Origin of the sequence: Candidatus Symbiopectobacterium sp. NZEC127, from assembly GCF_025962675.1 — a bacterium.
Classification (GTDB): Bacteria; Pseudomonadota; Gammaproteobacteria; order Enterobacterales; family Enterobacteriaceae; genus Symbiopectobacterium.
This window is the reverse complement of the sequence record NZ_JAGFPG010000004.1, coordinates 142549-160077: the sequence shown is the minus strand read 5'-3', so window position 1 is coordinate 160077 and position 17529 is coordinate 142549. Positions and strand designations below refer to the sequence as shown.

Here is a 17529-nt window from a genome sequence, read left to right as displayed (position 1 = left end):
AACTGTCCATCAGGCCGAAGGGGTAGTGCTATTCTCCGACAGAGAGGCAGGGACAATCAACCGGTTAGGAAGCGTAAACATAAAACGCGCTCCGGCACCCGGTTCACTGAGGATCTCCAATCGCGAATCATGATGGCTGAGCGCATGCTTGACGATGGCGAGCCCCAACCCGCTGCCGCCCGTTTGGCGCGAACGGGCTTTATCCACGCGGTAAAAACGCTCGGTCAGGCGAGGAATGTGCTCTGCGGCAATACCGGGGCCATTATCGCTGACCTGAAACTGCGCGCCCTGCGTGATTTTTTGCCAGCACACTTCAATGCGCGTGCCTTCCGGCGTGTGATTAACCGCGTTGTACACCAGATTGGAGAAGGCGCTGTGCAACTGCTCTTCATTGCCATAAACGCTCAGCCCATCGTTAATGCGGAACACAATTTCGTGGCGCTCCTGGCTCAGCGTCTGTGCTTCACGTTGCAGGATGCGCAGCATGCGTGGCACATCGACTTTTTCCGCCAGATTGATCGGCGCTGCCGCTTCGATTTTCGATAACGTGAGCAACTGTTTCACCAGCCCATCCATACGCCGCGTCTGTTCCTGCATGGTAGAGAGCGCTTTGTTACGCAGCGGGCTATCCAGCGAGTCGTCCTGCATCATCTCCAGATAGCCTTGCAGCACGGTGAGCGGAGTGCGTAATTCATGGCTGACGTTGGCAAAGAAATTGCGCCGCGCGCCTTCCAATTGGTGCATTTGGGTGATGTCGCGCACCACCATCAACAATTGCCCTTCCGAGTAAGGCATAACGCGGAATTCGACATGGTGTGAATTGATCAGTTGCAGGGTCAAGGCGCGGGTGAAATCCTGCTGGCGCATGTATTGCGTGAACTCGGGATAGCGCAGCAAATTGAGGATATTCTGGCCGTTATCTTCCGGCCAACGCAGGCTGAGCAAATGCTGCGACAGGCCGTTGCACCAGATGATGGTGCCCTCCTCGGTGGTGATCACCACACCGTCGGGCAGCGACTCGGCACCGCTGCGAAATCGTTTGATCAGCAAGGCCAGCTCGCGCCGCCGCCGCCGATTACGCAGTTGCATTTGATACAGCCCGTAAAACAGCGGCTCCCAACTCCAGCGCCCGGGCGGCGGCGTCATGCTGCGATCGACCCACAGCCAATAGGAGAGTTTAAGCTGGTTGTAATAGTTCCAGCCAAGCACCACCAACACAGCCACCAGCATAAACCAGGGCAGGTAGCCGAAAATCAGGCCCAACAACAGGGCGGGCAAGCAAAAAAAAGCCAGCTCCAATGCCAGCTTTTTCCACGAAAGACGTTCTAACACGTTAAAAATTCTCCGCTTTGGCGGTATTCAGCCACGATGTCGCGCACGCTATGGCTAACGCACACATCAATAACGCGTAGAAAAACGGTACCCCGTTCCCCGGACCGTTTGCACCATTTTATCGTGTCCGCTGGTTTCCAGCGCCTTGCGCAAGCGACGAATATGCACGTCCACAGTACGATCCTCAACATAAACGTTAGTTCCCCAAACGTTATTGAGCAACTGCTCGCGACTGTAAACACGCTCAGCGTGCGTCATAAAGAAATGCAGCAGCTTGAATTCGGTCGGTCCCATCTCCAGCGCGTGCTGTTCTGTGGTGACGCGATGAGAGGTGGGGTCCAGACTCAACCCCCGCATTTCAATCACTTCTTCCACCGCCATCGGTGAAATGCGGCGCATTACCGCCTTGATACGTGCTACCAGCTCTTTGGGCGAAAACGGCTTGGTGATGTAATCATCCGCGCCAACCTCAAGCCCGCGCACGCGATCTTCCTCTTCGCCGCGCGCCGTCAGCATCATGACCGGAATATCCCGCGTCAGCGCTTCGCGCTTCATGTGCTTGATAAACTGCAACCCCGAGCCACCTGGCAGCATCCAGTCCAGCAGCACCAGATCCGGATAGGGTTCGGACAAACGCGTCACTGCGCTGTCATAATCTTCCGCTTCAACGGACTGATAGCCGTTTTGCTCTAACACGAAGCACACCATTTCACGAATCGGCGCTTCATCCTCTACGACCAGTATGCGTCTTGCCATTGTTCATCCTGCCGTTAGTCAGCGTATGAAACGCGTCAACAATAACGAAATATCACGATTGCCCACTTTACCTAAACAACAGGCGCCTGAGTGGCTCATCTTCTGCGGGCGAAAGCAGTATGCGTCAGTTTTATGACAGATTTATGAAAATCAACGCTGAAGGTAACACCCTGTTTAGCGGTTGTTTCCAAAATTTTCGCGGCGATAACGACAGCCACCGCCCACACTGCTTATAATCGCCCTACAGTAGATAGCACGTCTAACAGGAAACGCCATGCGTATCATTCACACCGCAGACTGGCATCTGGGCCAATATTTTTATACTAAAAGTCGCGCACCGGAGCATCAAGCGTTTCTCGACTGGCTCATCGAGCAGATAACCGAACATCAGGTCGATGCGCTGATTGTGGCGGGTGATATTTTTGATAACGGTTCGCCGCCCAGCTATGCGCGCGAAATGCTCAACCGGTTTGTGGTGGCATTGCGCCCCACCGGATGCCAGTTGGTGTTGCTGGCCGGCAACCACGATGCAGTGGCGACCCTGAATGAATCGCGCGATCTGCTGGCGTGCCTTAATACCCGTGTTATCGCCAACGCCGCCGAGGATGTGACGCAGCAGGTATTGGCACTCAATACCCGCCAAGGCGCGCCCGGCGCGATGCTGTGCGCCATTCCTTTTCTGCGTCCGCGCGACATCCTGCGCAGCCTGGCGGGTCAATCCGGCGAGGAAAAACAGCTCGCCTTGCAAGACGCCATCAGCGGACACTATGCGCAATGCTACCAGTACGCCTGCGATTTACGCGACACGCTGGCATTGCCCCTGCCGATTATCGCCACCGGACACCTGACCACCGTTGGGGTTACCGCCTCGGAAGCGGTGCGCGAGATCTACATCGGCTCGCTCGATGCCTACCCGGTGCAGGCTTTTCCGCCTGCCGACTATATCGCCCTTGGGCATATCCACCGCCCGCAGCGCGTGGGACACAGCGAGCATATCCGTTACAGCGGCTCACCGATTGCTCTGAGTTTTGATGAGCTTGGCAGTGAAAAATCGGTCGCGTTGATCGACTTCCCGCCAAGTGCGCCCCCGGAGATAACGCTGCTGCCCGTTCCCGTGACGCAACCGATGCGCCTCATCAAAGGCAATCTGACGGAAATAGAGCAGCAGTTGCACAGCCTCCCCGCTCCCGAAACCGGGCAGCGTATCTGGCTGGACATCGAGATCGCCACCGACACCTACCTCAGCGACATGCAGCAGCGCATACAGCAGCTAACGCACACATTACCCGTCGACGTGTTGCTGTTGCGGCGCAACCGTGAGCAGCGCTTGCAGGCCATTGCGCGCGAAAAGAAAGAGACGCTGGACGAATTATCTCCACAGGACGTTTTCGAACGCAAACTGGCGCTGACCGATATGGCGCAAGAACAACAAGCGCGGTTACGCCCGCTGTTTGATGAAATGGTCCGAGACGTCACCGAAGGAGCGCCGCAAGCATGAAAATCCTGAGCTTACGGTTAAAAAACCTCAACTCGCTCAAAGGTGAATGGAAGATTGATTTTACGCAGGAGCCGTTTGCCAGCAACGGGCTGTTTGCCATCACCGGCCCAACCGGCGCGGGTAAAACCACGCTGCTGGATGCCATCTGTCTGGCGCTGTATCACCAGACGCCGCGACTGAATACGCTCTCCGCCACGCAGAACGAACTGATGACGCGTAACACCGCCGACTGTCTGGCCGAGGTGGAATTTGAGGTCAAAGGCGTCGGCTATCGTGCGTTTTGGAGCCAACGCCGCGCCAAAGATGCGGCGGATGGCAACCTGCAAACCCCGAAAGCCGAACTGGCGCTGATCGAAGACGGCAAGATCCTCACGCAAAAACTGTCCGAAAAGCTGGCTTACACCGTCCGTATTACCGGGCTGGACTTTGAGCGTTTTACCCGATCGATGATGCTCTCACAGGGGCAATTTGCCGCCTTTCTCAACGCCGAACAGAACAAACGCGCAGAACTGCTGGAAGAGCTGACCGGTACGGTGATCTATGGCGAGATCTCCAGCCGCATCTATGAGCGGCATAAAGCCGTAAAGCTGGCATTGGATGCGCTACAAGCACGCGCGTCGGCTATCGCACTGTTGGATGACGGCGAGCGACAAAGCGTATTGGCAGCATTGACGCAGCTACAGCAGGAAGAACAAGGGTTACGGGAAAAACGTGAGCAAGCGCTGACACACCAGCAATGGCTGGCGCAAGAGCGGCATTTGCAACAAGACTTGCGCCACAAGCAGCAGCAAGCCGAGGCGGCCGAGCAGGCGCAACGTGACGCCGAGCCCGATCGATTACGTCTGGAACGTGACGAGCCCGCCGAAAAATTGCGTCCCTTGCTGCGAGAGCGCGAGCGTACTCAATTGGCACGGGTTGCTGCGCAAACGCGGGAAACCGAGTTAGCCCAGCAGCACACCGTCAGCCAGACCGCACATCAGCAGCAACAGCAGTTGTTCCTGCAAGCGCAACAGGCACAGCAGCAACACAGTGCCGCACGCCAGCAGGAAGAAACGCTGATCGAGCAACACGTCATACCGCTCGATCAGCACATAGCCCGTCAAGGGGAGCGCTGCGCCCAGCATCTCTCTGCGTTGACCCAAACGCAAACGCAGCGCGAGAACGAGCAGCAGCAACTGGCCGAGTTGCTTCGCCAGCGCGATACCTTGCAAACCCAGCGTGAAACCCGACTCCACTACCAGCAGCAGCATCCCCATCACCGTCACTGGAGCGAACAGCTCGGCGCGTGGCGTGCAGCATTCCAGGAACAGCAGCGCCTTTCTGGGGAGCTGGCTGCGGTGGATACGCAGCAACAGCGCCTGACCCACGATGAACAACAGATGGCGCGTCAGCAGGTGGAGTTGAATGAACAACGAAGCGCACAACAGCAGCGCTACGACGCCTTGCAGCACCAGTGCGAGCAGCAGCAACAGGTGTGGCAACAGGCAGAAACCGCGAATCCGATTGCCGGTTTGCGTGAGCGTTACGCGGCGCACCAGCATGCACGACAAGCGCGACGCCAGCTTGGGGAATTGACACAAGCACTCAGCAACCTGCGTCAACAGCAGCAAAATAGCGCCAGCAAATGGCTCGCGCTGGACCAACGTTTCCAGACCGACACGCAGAGCAACAACGCACAGCGCGCCGACTGTCAGCGTCTGGAGCAGCAGTTGAACGATGTCGAACAGCGCGTCGGGTTGGAACAGCGCATCGTCAAGTTGGAGGCTGAACGCGCACAGTTACAACCGGGAGAGGCCTGCCCACTGTGTGGATCCACGCACCATCCGGCGATTGCAGAGTATCAAACGCTGGCGCAAACCGCGTCCGAGACACAAGTGCGTATGGCGCAACTGCGCACGCAGTGCCAGCAGGCGCGCAGTGCATTGGCACAGCGCGAGGGGGCGCTCGCCGCATTGGCAAAACAGCGTGACGAACTTCAGGCCGAGCGGGCCGAACAGGAAAAGCGGTACCAAACGCGCTATAGCGACTGGCAGCAGGTGAGTGAGCATTTACACGTAACCTTCACGCCCGAGCAGGAACAAGAGATTGCCGAGTGGCTGACCGCCAGCGATCGCGAAGCCGATACCCTGTTTAGCCAGATAGAAGCGCAAGAAAAACGGCAACGCAGTTGGCAAGAAAGTAAGGATTCACTGACTACGGCGCAGCAGCAGCGTCAGGAAACGGACCAGCAGCTTGCCCTGCTGCAACAACGTATTCAAGCGCACCGGGAAGGACTTGCAGAGGCAACGCACAAACAGCAACAGCTCACCGCTGCGCTGACAACACAGCAAGAGACACTCACCGCTGCGCTCGCGCCCTACGCGCTGGTTCCGCCTGCCCTTGCCGAACAACAGCACTGGCTGGCAGAACGTGCCGCCGAAGCAGAACGTTGGAAAACCACCGAACAGCAGTTGCAGCACGATGACAACGCGCTGGCTTCACTGCATGCCACCGTGCAGGAGCGGGAAAAAACAGTACAGGCACTCGACGCCAGCGCCACACTACAGCAGACACAATGGCAGGACGGGGAAAAACAGCTGGCAGACTTGCGTGTGCAACGCCACGCCCTGTTTGGCGATCGCGACACACAGCAGGTGCGACAGGAATGGCGGCAGCACAGCGAACAGCATCAGCAGACCGTTGACAAGTTAGCCGTCACGCAGCAACAAGCAGCGGCACAGCTTGCCACAGTGGCGGGGGAATTGGCCGGACAGCGCGCACACCGCGAACACTGTGTCGACGCGGAACAGCAATCCGCAGCCCAGTTTGCCACAGCCTTGGCGCGCAGTCCCTTCATCGATGAAGCCGCCTTCCAGCAGGCGCTGTTGGATGACGATACGCGTCAGGCGCTACGCAGCAAACTCGACGCCGTGCGCCAGGCCATCACGGAAACCAAAGCACTGCTACAGCAGGCCACCGCCGCGTTGAGCACGCATCTGGCACAGCGCCCGGCAACCGGGCCGGACGACGACGAGGCCACAACGCCTGAACAACGGCTGGAGCAGCTTGATAGCGCACTGAAAACCAATCTTTATCAACAAGGTGAATACCAGCAACGGCTGCGCAACGATGAGATGCAACGGGATAAACAGCAGGCGCTGCTCCAGGAGATCGAGCAGCAGAGCCTGCAGTATGCCGACTGGAGCTGTCTCAACGATCTGATTGGTTCGCAAAGCGGTGATAAATTCCGCAAGTTCGCTCAGGGGCTAACGCTCGATCATCTGGTGTATCTCGCCAACCTGCGCCTCGCCCGCCTGCACGGTCGTTATCAGCTACAGCGTAAAACCGATGATGAACTCGGCCTGCATGTGCTCGACACCTGGCAAGCCGACGCGGTGCGCGACACCCGCACCCTGTCGGGCGGTGAAAGCTTTTTGGTCAGTCTGGCGCTAGCCTTGGCGCTCTCCGATCTGGTGAGCAACAAAACCCGCATCGACTCGCTGTTTCTGGATGAAGGGTTCGGCACGCTGGACGCGGATACCCTGGACAGCGCGTTGGATGCGCTGGATAACCTCAATGCGACCGGCAAAACCATTGGTGTCATCAGTCACGTGGAAGCGATAAAAGCGCGTATCTCTACGCAAATCAAGGTTAAAAAGGTGAATGGGTTGGGCGTCAGCCAACTTGACGAGCGCTACGCTCTGTAGCGCTCTGCTGACAGGCTATGCGTCGGCGCGTTACGCCGCCGGCCACAGCCAGGCGGCACCGCGCACACCGCTGGAGTCACCGTGCGTGGCCTGACGAATCGGCGTGGTGCACTCCCTACCGAAGATCCACGGTGCGATCAGCGCGGGCAGCGTCTGATAAAAACGCGGGACATTGCTCATCCCGCCGCCCAGCACCACCACGTCCGGATCCACTAAATTGATCACGTGTGCGATGGATTTTGCCAGGCGTTGCTCATAGCGTTTCAGCGCCTGTTCTGCGGCGCTATCCCCCTGACGCGCCAGTGAGACAATGGTTTCCCCGTTGCAGGCGTGGCCCGTGACATGACGATAGTCGGCGGCGAAACCGGTGCCGGAAATAAAGGTTTCAATGCACCCGCGTTGACCACAATAGCAGGGCACGGCTTGCGCGAACTGGCGCTCCTGCTCATTCTGCCAGGGCAAGGGGTTATGGCCCCATTCGCCAGCGATGCCGTTGCGTCCGGCATGAGCACGTCCGTTGAGCGCGATACCCGCACCACACCCAGTGCCGATAATAATGGCAAATACCACATCAAGTCCGGCACCGGCACCGTCCACCGCTTCAGACACCGCCAGACAGTTGGCGTCATTGGCGAGGCGCACCGGGCGCTGTAACAGCACGGAGAGATCGTTATCCAACGGTTGGTCGTTCAACCATACCGAATTGGCGTTTTTTACATGGTGGGACAGTGGCGACAGGGTACCGGGAATCCCCACGCCGACGCTCCCATTCATGCCGGTAGCCTTTTCGGCTTCATTGACCAGCGTAACAATGGTTTGCAACGTTGCCTGATAGTCATCACGGGGGGTCGGCAGACGATGGCGGAACAGCGTTTCACCGTTATCGCCCAGCGCGATGACCTCCGTTTTGGTGCCACCCAAATCAATTCCAATACGCACAGCGCCTCCTCAAAAAATTCCCATAATGTATGAATAAATATCACATTTCTCACACACCTGGCACAGAGTAACTTTACTTTAGTGTATAGGGAACCACCATAACGCGCTGCACTCGCGCGCCAAATCCGCTATCATGCGTCCCTCCCCTTTTCCATCCGCGTGCCAGGCACGCACCGCCAGGGATAACACCATGCTGTGGTTTAAAAATGTTATTATTTATCGCCTGAACCGCGATATTTCACTTTCCACTGATGCGTTAGAAAAGCAGTTGAGTGAGTTCGCCTTTACCCCCTGCGGAAGCCAGGATCTTTCTCGCACCGGTTGGGTATCTCCGATGGGCACCCACAGCGATGCACTGACCCACAGCGTCAACGGCCAACTGATTCTCTGCGCGCGCAAAGAAGAAAAGATGCTGCCGTCTCCGGTGATCAAGCAGGCGCTCCAGGCCAAGATCGACAAGCTGGAAGCCGAACAGCACCGCAAACTGAAAAAAACCGAAAAAGACACCCTGAAGGATGAAGTGCTGCATACGCTGCTGCCGCGCGCGTTCAGCCGTTTCAGTCAGGTGTGGCTATGGATTGATACCGTTAATCAGTTGATTATGGTCGATGCCGCCAGCGCCAAAAAAGCTGAAGATACGCTGGCGCTGTTGCGCAAAACCCTGGGTTCGCTGCCGGTCGTGCCCCTGGCGCTGGAACATCCTATCGAGCTGACGCTGACCGAATGGGTGCGTTCTGGCGATGTGCCTGCGGGTTTCACCTTGCAAGACGAAGCCGAATTGAAAGCGATTCTGGAAGACGGCGGGGTGATCCGCTGTAAGAAGCAAGATCTGGTGAGTGATGAAATCGCCGTGCATATCGAAAAAGGCAAAGTGGTCACCAAACTGGCCCTCGACTGGCAGGAACGCATCCAACTGATACTGGCTGAGGATGGTACGCTGAAACGCCTGAAGTTCGCCGACACGCTGCGCGAGCAGAACGACGATATCGACAGGGACGATGTGGCTCAGCGCTTTGATGCCGATTTTATTCTGATGACCAGCGAGCTTTCCGCGTTAACCACCAATCTGGTGGAAGCACTGGGTGGCGAAGCGCAGCGCTAAACCAAACAGGGAAGAGAGTGCGTTATGCGACATGAGATTCCGGTCCGCTGCTTTTCCATCGCGCTTTATGTACTGCGCCCGGTGCAGACAGGCTACCAAGTCCTGCTGCTGCGCCGCAACGGCCATACCCAGCCGGGGCAGTGGTGCCAGATAGCCGGTGGCATTGAGGCTGGCGAAACCGCCTGGCAAACGGCGCGACGTGAAGCGGAAGAAGAGACGGGATTGCAGTTAACCGATCTCTACTCCGCGGATCGCTGCGAGCAGTTTTACGAGGCTGATAACAATGGCCTCACGCTGGTGCCAGTGTTCGTGGCTTATGTGGCTGCGGACGCTGACATTGTGCTTAACGCTGAGCACAGCGAATTCCATTGGGCAACGTTTGAAGAAGCGGCCAGGATGTTACCCTTCCCCGGCCAGCGCGACATCCTGCATCACATTCACCGCTACTTTGCCGAACAACAGCCCCATCCGCTGCTGCGGATGCCGTTGGGCGCTTAGCACCTATCCCAGTGAGCCCCAGTGGCATAGCCCGTTTGTTCACAACAGCGGTGCAGAATCTGTCTGCACCGCTTGCTAAACCAACACCCAATGGCGCACACGCAAGCCGAGTACTGGTTTGCTTTCCCCCATGAGGCATGCTACAAATACTCCAGCGTAATATTCTTTTAATTCCGAGGAATGTGGACAAATCGCATTATTTGCGGCGGGTAATACAGAATCATCATGAAGAAAATACAAAACAAAACCATCATTACTTCCATCTACATGCTATTCCTTTCAGCCATTCTTGCCAGTGAACATCACTGGTGTAGCGAACTTTAGGTCTCTCTCTGAATTCAGCGATGGCAGCGCATGTCTGCGCGTTTGTCTGCTGATCCCCCTATTTATCGCACATGGGCCGGTCTCGCTGTGCCTGCTTTTCACGGGCATCGCCGGGCATTACCCCTATGCTACGAATAACCCTTTCAGGGAGAAAAATAATGATTTACTGGATCTTTTTAGCCTGCGCAATTGCGGCAGAAATTATTGGCACGTTAAGCATGAAATACGCCAGCCTCAACGGTAGCCCGCTGGGCCATCTGGTGATGTATGGCATGATTGCACTCTCCTACCTGTTGCTATCAATTGCCATAAAGCGCGTGGCGATGGGCGTGGCTTACGCCCTGTGGGAAGGTATCGGCATTATCTTTATCACGTTGTTTAGCGTCATGCTGTTTGATGAATCCCTTTCGGTGTTAAAAGTCATCGGGCTGGCAATATTGTTAGTGGGTATCCTGCTGGTGAAATCGGGCGTGCGTAAAACCCCTGCGGCCAGCGCAACGCGAGGAAACCATCATGTTACCGTTTGAGTGGCAGCATGCGGCGTTCCTGGCTTTAGCGATTGTGTTGGAGATTGCCGCCAACATTTTCCTTAAATTGTCGGACGGCTTTCGCAAGGTGTGGCTAGGAATGTTATCGCTGATAAGCGTATTGGCAGCGTTTAGCGCACTGGCGCAAGCGGTAAAGGGCATCGATCTCACGGTCGCTTACGCGCTGTGGGGCGGGTTTGGCATTGCAGCCACCGTGGCAGCCGGGTGGATATTGTTCGGCCAGCGTCTGAACAAAAGCGGCTGGGTTGGATTGGGGCTGTTATTGCTGGGTATGGTGCTGATTAAATTGGCATAAAAAAAGAGCGCCTTACGGCGCTCTTCATGTTGTTCTCTTCAGGCGTTACACCTTGAAGTGCCCGACCGTAGAGTGCAGCTCTTCCGTTTGCGCCAGCAACGCTTCGGTGGCCGCCGTGGATTCCTGCACCAGCGCCGCGTTTTGCTGCACCATGGAATCCAACTGCGCCATCGCCTTGTTGATCTCCTGAATGCCGCGCATCTGCTCATTCGCCGCGTGAGTAATTTCGGACATCACGGTGGTCACGGTAGAAACGCCGCCAACAATCTCCTGCATGGTATTGCTGGCCTGACGCACTTGCGTAGAGCCGGAGGTCACGCCGACCACGGTCGCTTCAATCAGGGTTTTGATCTCTTTGGCTGCCTGCGCACTACGTTGTGCCAGCGCGCGCACTTCAGAAGCGACCACGGCAAAACCACGCCCCTGCTCACCCGCCCTGGCAGCTTCCACCGCCGCATTCAGCGCCAGAATATTAGTCTGGAAGGCAATGCCGTCAATCACGCCGATAATATCGCCAATCTTGCCAGACGCAGCGACAATGTCTTCCATGGTCACAATCACGTCCGAAACCACTTTACCGCCGATGCTGGCATCTTCAGACAGGATGCGCGCCTGACTGTTCACATGCTGTGCCGAACTGGCTGATTCGGTGACCGCCGCCGAGATTTGTTCCAGCGAGGCGGCAGTTTGTTGAATGCTTGCCGCCGCTGATTCTGTGCGCGCAGAAAGATCGTTGTTGCCTAACGAAATTTCATCCACGGCGACTTTCACCGAGGCGCTGATATCACGAATCTGAATCATCACCATGCTGAGTTTGTCGATAAAGACGTTAAATGAACGGGCAATCTGCGCCACTTCATCATGGCCTTCGTCGGGCAAACGCCGACTCAAATCGTTGTTGCCATTGCTGATGTCATCCATCGCATCCCGCACTTGCAGCAGGCGTTTAAGGGTTTTTGTGATGATGACGCCAACGATCAGCGAGCCGAGCAGTGAGATAATCACCAGCGTTATCACCGAGGTGGTCAGCAGTGAACGCATGCCCGCCTTGGCTTCTGCCCGGTCGAGCGCCACCAGAATGTACCAGTCGGTGCCCGCAATTGGGGAGGCGCGCACCATACGTTCCGCGCCGCCCATCTCCACGGTCACCGGATGCTGAGCGGTCAGCAATTCGCTGAGCACGATGCCCGGTGCAATATCCGTGATATTTTTCAGCGTCAGTTTTTCATCCGGATGGGCAATGATCACGCCGGTTTTGTCTATCAACACGCCAAAACTGGCTGGCGTCGGGTTGATGGAACGCACGTTGGCGATCACATTTTCCATCGTCACGTCACTGCCCAACACGCCTTTAACGCTGGAACCAGCAACCACCGGAGACACAAAAGACACCACCAGTTTGTTGGTCACCATATCAATATACGGGGTGGTGGCAACCGGTTTACCCACCTGCACGGCCTGCTTGTACCAGGGGCGTACTGTCGGGTTGTAATCCGCCGGAATACCGCCCGGATCGGCAAATTTTGCCGTACCATCAGCGTACCCCATGTACACGTTCAGGAATTTCCCCGCCGACACCATCTGTTTAAACAGCGGAATCGGATCCTCATGAGTCAATACCCAGTCGTTCATGGAGGAGATCATCTGAATTTTTGACGACACCCAGTCACTGATGGCCAGACTGTGGCTACTGGTTACCGAATCCAGCGTATCTTCGATGGAAGACTCATTCGCATTATTGGCAATGGTGTAATTCAGGTAGGTATTTACGGCGAGGGAAAAAACCACAATAGACGCACACACCGCCAATATGCGCGCTCGCGTTGTTTTCAGCATAAATCACTCTTAGTAGAAGATAGCTATATATTCTATAACGACAGAATAAAATCAAACTTGAGCGCGGATTGTGGCGCTAAAGAAGATGTATAACAGGAAAATAGAACTTAGTATGATATTTTTCACTCATTCAGGCATGCACTTCGCCGTTCATTACCAGATTGGCATAAAAAAACAGTTTATTTCATCAAATAAAATGATATCACCGGGATAGTGTGCTTATTAACAGATATAAGAAAAAGATATGAGTCTTGCGCGAGTTATTCGCTATTTACCCAGTCAATTAATGGTTTGGCGCACAGGGTGATAATTTCCATACGGCACCACACGCGTTTCTTCGACGACAAGATCAACGGAACTGCGGCCGAATAAAAACCTGACTATGGGCATTTTTTCAAGATGAAGGTGCTTTGCTACGGTTAACGAGGCGGGGTTGCCCCTGCATGCAGGGGCGATAACTCAGAGGTACTTGCACAGATAAGAGGTCGGCTCAGCAACTTGCAAGTAGAACTCACTGTTGCCCGGCACAGAGAATACGGCTCCGGGTCCGAAAACTTGCCATTCATCGCTGCCCGGCAGTTTTACCGTCAGCGCGCCGCTCACCACGGTCATCTCTTCCGGCTGTCCAGTACCAAAGGTGTACTCTCCCGCTTCCATCACGCCCACGCTGGCACGGCCGATGGAGTCACTGTCAAAACCGATAGATTTCACTTTTCCAGAAAAATATTCATTAACATTCAACATAAGTACAGCACCTGTGATCAGAAACGAGAAGAAAGAAATAACAGACGAAAACCGCTTATGAGGCGGCTGAAACACGTAACATTTGCAGGATCTCTGTCACGATAACATCCGGTATTGCAGAGGCAGCGACCACGTGGTGCGCCACATCGCGGTACAACGTCTCGCGCGCTGCCAGCACGTCGGCCATCTCGTCAACAATCGGACGTCCCGTTAAGGTAGGGCGTTGGTGCGCTTCAGGACAGGCTTCCAGACGATCGCCCAACAGCGTCGCTGAAGCAAACAGGTAGATGACGATCCCCTGCGAGCGCATAAACTGACGGTTTTGCGGCGAAAGCACCATACCTCCGCCCGTGGCGATCACACAGCGCGACTGTGTCACCTGTTGCAGGGCGACGCTTTCGCGCTGGCGAAAACCGTGCCACCCTTCATTAGCGACCACGTCCGCCACGCTCATTTTGCTGGTTTGCTGCATAAACAGATCGGTATCGGCAAACTGATAACCTAACGCACGAGCCAGCGCGTTGCCGACCGTGGTTTTACCGCATCCTCTGGCCCCAACCATAAAAATGGGCTGTGACATGTAATGACCTACCCTTCTCACTTTCCCGGCAGCTTCCGGGACGCATTAATCGATATCAGCAGGCATCATACCGATAAAGCATGACAACAAGAAAGCCTCTGGAGGCTAATCCGCATATCTATCCGGATTTCCCTTACATCACTGCCACGTTGTGTGTTATTTCGGGTTAAATGCACGATTTAATGAAATAGACAGCAAAGGGAAGAGCAGGAAAGGCTGCCATCCACAGGGGTGGCAGCCTGCTGTGCGCATATCAGGAGCGACGGCGCGGTATATTTTTCGCGTGCGACTCAGGCATCAGTAGGTATGGAAATATTCCTGAATCACATCGGCATTGTGTGTTTTGCTTAAGGCCAACATCAGCAGAATGCGCGATTTTGCCGGGTTGAGCGAATCAGAAACCAAGCCAGGCTGGCTGGCATCGGGTGGGACAACACCACTGCCGGTACGCGTGGATCGTACCACCACAATCCCTTTAGTAAGCGCTTTACGAATGCCCGCATCGCTGCGTTTGGAAACGCTGCCTGCACCCATTCCGGCGTAGACGATACCTTGCACGCCGTGTGCCATGGCTGCATCGTACATATACTCGGGGTCGTCTTGATAACCGTAGATAATATCAACACGAGGCAGTGTTTTAACGCCGGTGAGATCGAACACCGAGCGCGTTGTGTGGATTTTGTCCAAACGGTTGTTGAAGTAAACGCGATCGCCGACGATCGTACCTAAATACCCCTCTTCGGGCGCTTTGAAGGTATCCAGCGTCGACGCATTGGTTTTACTGATAAAACGCGCAGAGCCGATGCGATCGTTCAACACCACCATCACCCCGCGACCGCGCGCATTTTTATCCGCCGCCACTTTAACGGCACCGTACAGGTTCATCGGACCATCCGCGCTGATGGCAGTAGCAGGACGCATCGCTGCCACGAACACCACCGGTTTGTCACTTTTCACCGTCAGTTGCAGAAAATAGGGGGATTCATCCAAGGTATCCGTGCCGTGCGTAACAACTACGCCATCCACATCGTCGCGCGCCAACAGCGCATTGACACGCTGGCTCAGCGTCAGCAACACCTCGCTGGTCATGTTCTCACTGCCAATGTTCGCCACCTGCTCACCGCTGATGGTTGCCAAGGTTTTTAACTCAGGTACAGCGTTAATCAGGGTATCAACCCCCAATGCACCGGCCTTGTATCCGGTCGTTTGCGTGTTTGCCGCAGCAGAACCGGCAATGGTGCCGCCAGTTGCCAGGATCACGATATGGGGTAATTTTTCCGCCGCACCCGCTAACGCGGAAAACCACACCACTACTACCACTAACAGCGATTTCACTATCCTTTTCATCACGATTATCCACTCTTCAGTGCATCAACAATAAAATGCCACTACTGCCTGCCACAGCAGCATTTTCCTATAGGTTTTATGTAGTTATCGCGTATAAACGTTGCCTGGACTGGTATTTACCTCTCCGTTATTCTGCGGTAAATCATCTTGCCCGAGCGAAGGAAAAGGTATCGTTTGCGGGATCGCAAAACGACAATAACCCAATGAAAAAAATGCAAAAGAAAGTAAATATGCAAGGCGCACGTCAAGGGTTGCGCCTGAGGGAAAGAGAAAGGCATCTGCTACAGAGCACAAGCAGATAGCGGAGGGAGTGAAACGCGTTACTCTGACATCACCCAGATTTCATGGGCAAGATCGACCACGTGGCGCAGTTTGTTCCATTGCTGCTCCTCAGTCAGCCATTCGGCACTCTCTGCTGAAGCAAATCCGCACATCGGGCTCAATGCCAATTGGTTTAGCGGTAAATAGAGTGAGGCGTCATTAATGCGACGTTTGATGCTGCGCGCATCCTCCAGTTCTCCGGTTTCGGAGGTGATAACACCGAGTACCACCGTTTGCGTTCCGATAGCGCGCAGTGTTTCCAATCCGCTGAAATGCGCATCCGCATACTCCAGAAAGAGGCTATTCACATTCAGGCGACCGAGTGCTTTGGCAATAACATCGGCAAAGGGATTGCGGTGCAGGACTTTGGTATCCAGATCGCCACTGCACACGTGCAGGCTGATATACATATCCTTCGGCTTATCCTGCATGATGCGGTTAAGCAAAGAAACGCAGTGCTCAATGAGCTGATAGGGATCGGTGTCATCATCCAGCTCGGCACGGATCGCGGCGACATCGCCAAACAGGCTCCAGAACGTATCATCCAGTTGCAGATAGCGGCACCCTTGGGCATAAAACGCGTGCAGCGCCTGAACGTATACCTGCGCCAAATCGTCGCAGTAGTTATCTAACGCCTGATAAACACCATTTCGGCGCAACGAGCGGTACATCAACATGCAGGGGCTTGGCAGCGTCTGCTTGGCGACGGCCTGGGGATCGTCACCCACGGCCTGATGCAGAAAGCGGTAATGTGCCAAAAAGGGATGTTCGGGATTAAAAGAGACCGGCCCCACCACCTGAAGGTGACAGGCCGCCATCTCTTGCCGCGTAATACAATAATTCTGTTCCTCCAGCGGACCGGCAATACCGTGCAGGTGGGAAAAAAAGTCGTAATGCCCCCCGGTACGGCGCAGCACGCCATCGGTAATCACATGAATACCGCAGGCCTTTTGCTGCTCCACGACGCGTCTCACTTCATCGTCTTCCACTTGTGTCAGTTGGGGACGCGTCAGCTTGCCTGCCACAAACGCCGAGCGTGCGCGCTGCAAGCAGGCAGGGCGCAGCAGGCTCCCAACATGATCGGCATGAAACGGCGGGTATTTTTGTATTGTACGACGCATGATAACGGATCCTGTTATTCGAATAACGCTTCTTCCAAACGTCTGTTGCTACGACCTTGGCGTGTGCAAAGGTGGCTGCACACAAACGGCATCATTCCTACCATGCTCCCCTCAGAGCAGCAAATGCAAACTTCACTTTTCATGCAAAAAAAATGCATATTGCATCAAATTTCAGCAAGTAGCAGTATCAACGTAGAATCCAAGACGAAACAGCAAGCCCAATGCAGATAATCACCCCGTCAGGCAGGTTTCTTGAAGATGACAAAATAGAAATAAAAAATTAACAATAAATAAATATTAGCGTTAGTTATAGAAACATTTTCATAACACGAATGCCGTGAGCGCTAATACATAACTAACAAAATGAATTAATTGAAAAAAACACATCAAAGATAGAAATGCACCCACAAAGCCGCTCAGCGTTATCTTAAGAAATAACTTACATTTCCATGTCAAAACATGTCCAAGCGTGTGGATCTTTACAAAAAGCACTCCTATACCTATTACTCAGATACATAAAAACACCAGCAACACATAACAAAAAGCAATCAAAAATAAGCGATAAGCACATTTTCTCGCACGTCATCACCTGACGCGCGCAC

General features: G+C 54.8%; 14 protein-coding genes. 6 read left to right on the top strand and 8 right to left on the bottom strand.

Annotated elements, in window-relative coordinates:
* Positions 1–9: 9 nt before the first annotated feature.
* Both phoR and phoB read right to left on the bottom strand, forming a co-directional pair.
* Entirely contained in the window at positions 10–1332 is a 1323-nt protein-coding gene (gene phoR / locus J5069_RS16430; RefSeq protein ID WP_264644898.1) for a phosphate regulon sensor histidine kinase PhoR, read from the bottom strand.
* 66 nt (positions 1333–1398) lie between these two features.
* Complete coding sequence (phoB, locus tag J5069_RS16425; protein WP_195315276.1) at positions 1399–2088, bottom strand: phosphate response regulator transcription factor PhoB; 690 nt, start codon at positions 2086–2088, stop codon at positions 1399–1401.
* A gap of 274 nt (positions 2089–2362) precedes the next feature.
* Between phoB and sbcD the strand changes: the two genes are divergently transcribed.
* Together sbcD and J5069_RS16415 are read left to right on the top strand one after the other, a co-directional pair.
* Positions 2363–3586: an exonuclease subunit SbcD gene (gene sbcD, locus J5069_RS16420; RefSeq protein ID WP_264644897.1), complete on the top strand. Its 1224-nt coding sequence runs from the start codon at positions 2363–2365 to the stop codon at positions 3584–3586.
* On the top strand, positions 3583–7272 hold the full coding sequence (locus tag J5069_RS16415) for an AAA family ATPase (RefSeq protein ID WP_264644896.1): 3690 nt from the start codon (positions 3583–3585) through the stop codon (positions 7270–7272). Before sbcD ends, J5069_RS16415 begins: the two co-directional genes overlap by 4 nt.
* A gap of 30 nt (positions 7273–7302) precedes the next feature.
* Here J5069_RS16415 and mak read toward each other — a convergent pair whose 3' ends face one another.
* Positions 7303–8211, bottom strand: a complete 909-nt coding sequence (gene mak / locus J5069_RS16410; protein WP_264644895.1) for a fructokinase — start codon at positions 8209–8211, stop codon at positions 7303–7305.
* A gap of 190 nt (positions 8212–8401) precedes the next feature.
* On the opposite strand from mak, the gene rdgC reads away from it, so the two are divergent.
* The 4 genes from rdgC to mdtI all read left to right on the top strand — a co-directional run bounded on the left by rdgC (position 8402) and on the right by mdtI (position 10978).
* Entirely contained in the window at positions 8402–9313 is a 912-nt protein-coding gene (gene rdgC / locus J5069_RS16405; protein ID WP_264644894.1) for a recombination-associated protein RdgC, read from the top strand.
* A gap of 24 nt (positions 9314–9337) precedes the next feature.
* Positions 9338–9811, top strand: a complete 474-nt coding sequence (locus tag J5069_RS16400; protein ID WP_264644893.1) for an NUDIX hydrolase — start codon at positions 9338–9340, stop codon at positions 9809–9811.
* Positions 9812–10293: 482 nt separating this feature from the next.
* Entirely contained in the window at positions 10294–10662 is a 369-nt protein-coding gene (mdtJ, locus tag J5069_RS16395) for a multidrug/spermidine efflux SMR transporter subunit MdtJ (RefSeq protein ID WP_264644892.1), read from the top strand.
* Entirely contained in the window at positions 10649–10978 is a 330-nt protein-coding gene (gene mdtI, locus J5069_RS16390) for a multidrug/spermidine efflux SMR transporter subunit MdtI (RefSeq protein WP_264628299.1), read from the top strand. Before mdtJ ends, mdtI begins: the two co-directional genes overlap by 14 nt.
* A gap of 45 nt (positions 10979–11023) precedes the next feature.
* On the opposite strand, the gene J5069_RS16385 is transcribed toward mdtI, so the two are convergent.
* The 5 genes from J5069_RS16385 to J5069_RS16365 form a co-directional block, all read right to left on the bottom strand.
* Positions 11024–12814 (bottom strand): methyl-accepting chemotaxis protein, encoded by a 1791-nt coding sequence (locus tag J5069_RS16385; protein WP_264644891.1) that lies wholly within the window; start codon positions 12812–12814, stop codon positions 11024–11026.
* Between the two features lie 459 nt (positions 12815–13273).
* Positions 13274–13558, bottom strand: a complete 285-nt coding sequence (gene ppnP, locus J5069_RS16380) for a pyrimidine/purine nucleoside phosphorylase (RefSeq protein ID WP_222158316.1) — start codon at positions 13556–13558, stop codon at positions 13274–13276.
* Between the two features lie 55 nt (positions 13559–13613).
* Positions 13614–14138 carry a shikimate kinase AroL gene (gene aroL / locus J5069_RS16375; protein WP_264644890.1) on the bottom strand — a complete coding sequence of 175 codons (525 nt, stop codon included), beginning with the start codon at positions 14136–14138 and terminating at the stop codon, positions 13614–13616.
* Positions 14139–14435: 297 nt separating this feature from the next.
* Entirely contained in the window at positions 14436–15485 is a 1050-nt protein-coding gene (locus J5069_RS16370) for a type II asparaginase (RefSeq protein ID WP_264644889.1), read from the bottom strand.
* 320 nt (positions 15486–15805) lie between these two features.
* Entirely contained in the window at positions 15806–16927 is a 1122-nt protein-coding gene (locus tag J5069_RS16365) for a 5-methyltetrahydropteroyltriglutamate--homocysteine S-methyltransferase (RefSeq protein ID WP_264644887.1), read from the bottom strand.
* Positions 16928–17529: the final 602 nt, after the last annotated feature.

Bases quoted from the DNA above. Each gene is read 5' to 3' on its own strand.
- J5069_RS16365 (WP_264644887.1), bottom strand. From the start codon at position 16,927: ATGCGTCGTACAATACAAAAATACCCGCCGTTTCATGCCGATCATGTT.
- J5069_RS16385 (WP_264644891.1), bottom strand. From the start codon at position 12,814: ATGCTGAAAACAACGCGAGCGCGCATATTGGCGGTGTGTGCGTCTATT.
- aroL (WP_264644890.1), bottom strand. From the start codon at position 14,138: ATGTCACAGCCCATTTTTATGGTTGGGGCCAGAGGATGCGGTAAAACC.
- mdtI (WP_264628299.1), top strand. From the start codon at position 10,649: ATGTTACCGTTTGAGTGGCAGCATGCGGCGTTCCTGGCTTTAGCGATT.
- phoB (WP_195315276.1), bottom strand. From the start codon at position 2,088: ATGGCAAGACGCATACTGGTCGTAGAGGATGAAGCGCCGATTCGTGAA.
- J5069_RS16400 (WP_264644893.1), top strand. From the start codon at position 9,338: ATGCGACATGAGATTCCGGTCCGCTGCTTTTCCATCGCGCTTTATGTA.
- rdgC (WP_264644894.1), top strand. From the start codon at position 8,402: ATGCTGTGGTTTAAAAATGTTATTATTTATCGCCTGAACCGCGATATT.
- J5069_RS16415 (WP_264644896.1), top strand. From the start codon at position 3,583: ATGAAAATCCTGAGCTTACGGTTAAAAAACCTCAACTCGCTCAAAGGT.
- ppnP (WP_222158316.1), bottom strand. From the start codon at position 13,558: ATGTTGAATGTTAATGAATATTTTTCTGGAAAAGTGAAATCTATCGGT.
- sbcD (WP_264644897.1), top strand. From the start codon at position 2,363: ATGCGTATCATTCACACCGCAGACTGGCATCTGGGCCAATATTTTTAT.
- mdtJ (WP_264644892.1), top strand. From the start codon at position 10,294: ATGATTTACTGGATCTTTTTAGCCTGCGCAATTGCGGCAGAAATTATT.
- J5069_RS16370 (WP_264644889.1), bottom strand. From the start codon at position 15,485: ATGAAAAGGATAGTGAAATCGCTGTTAGTGGTAGTAGTGGTGTGGTTT.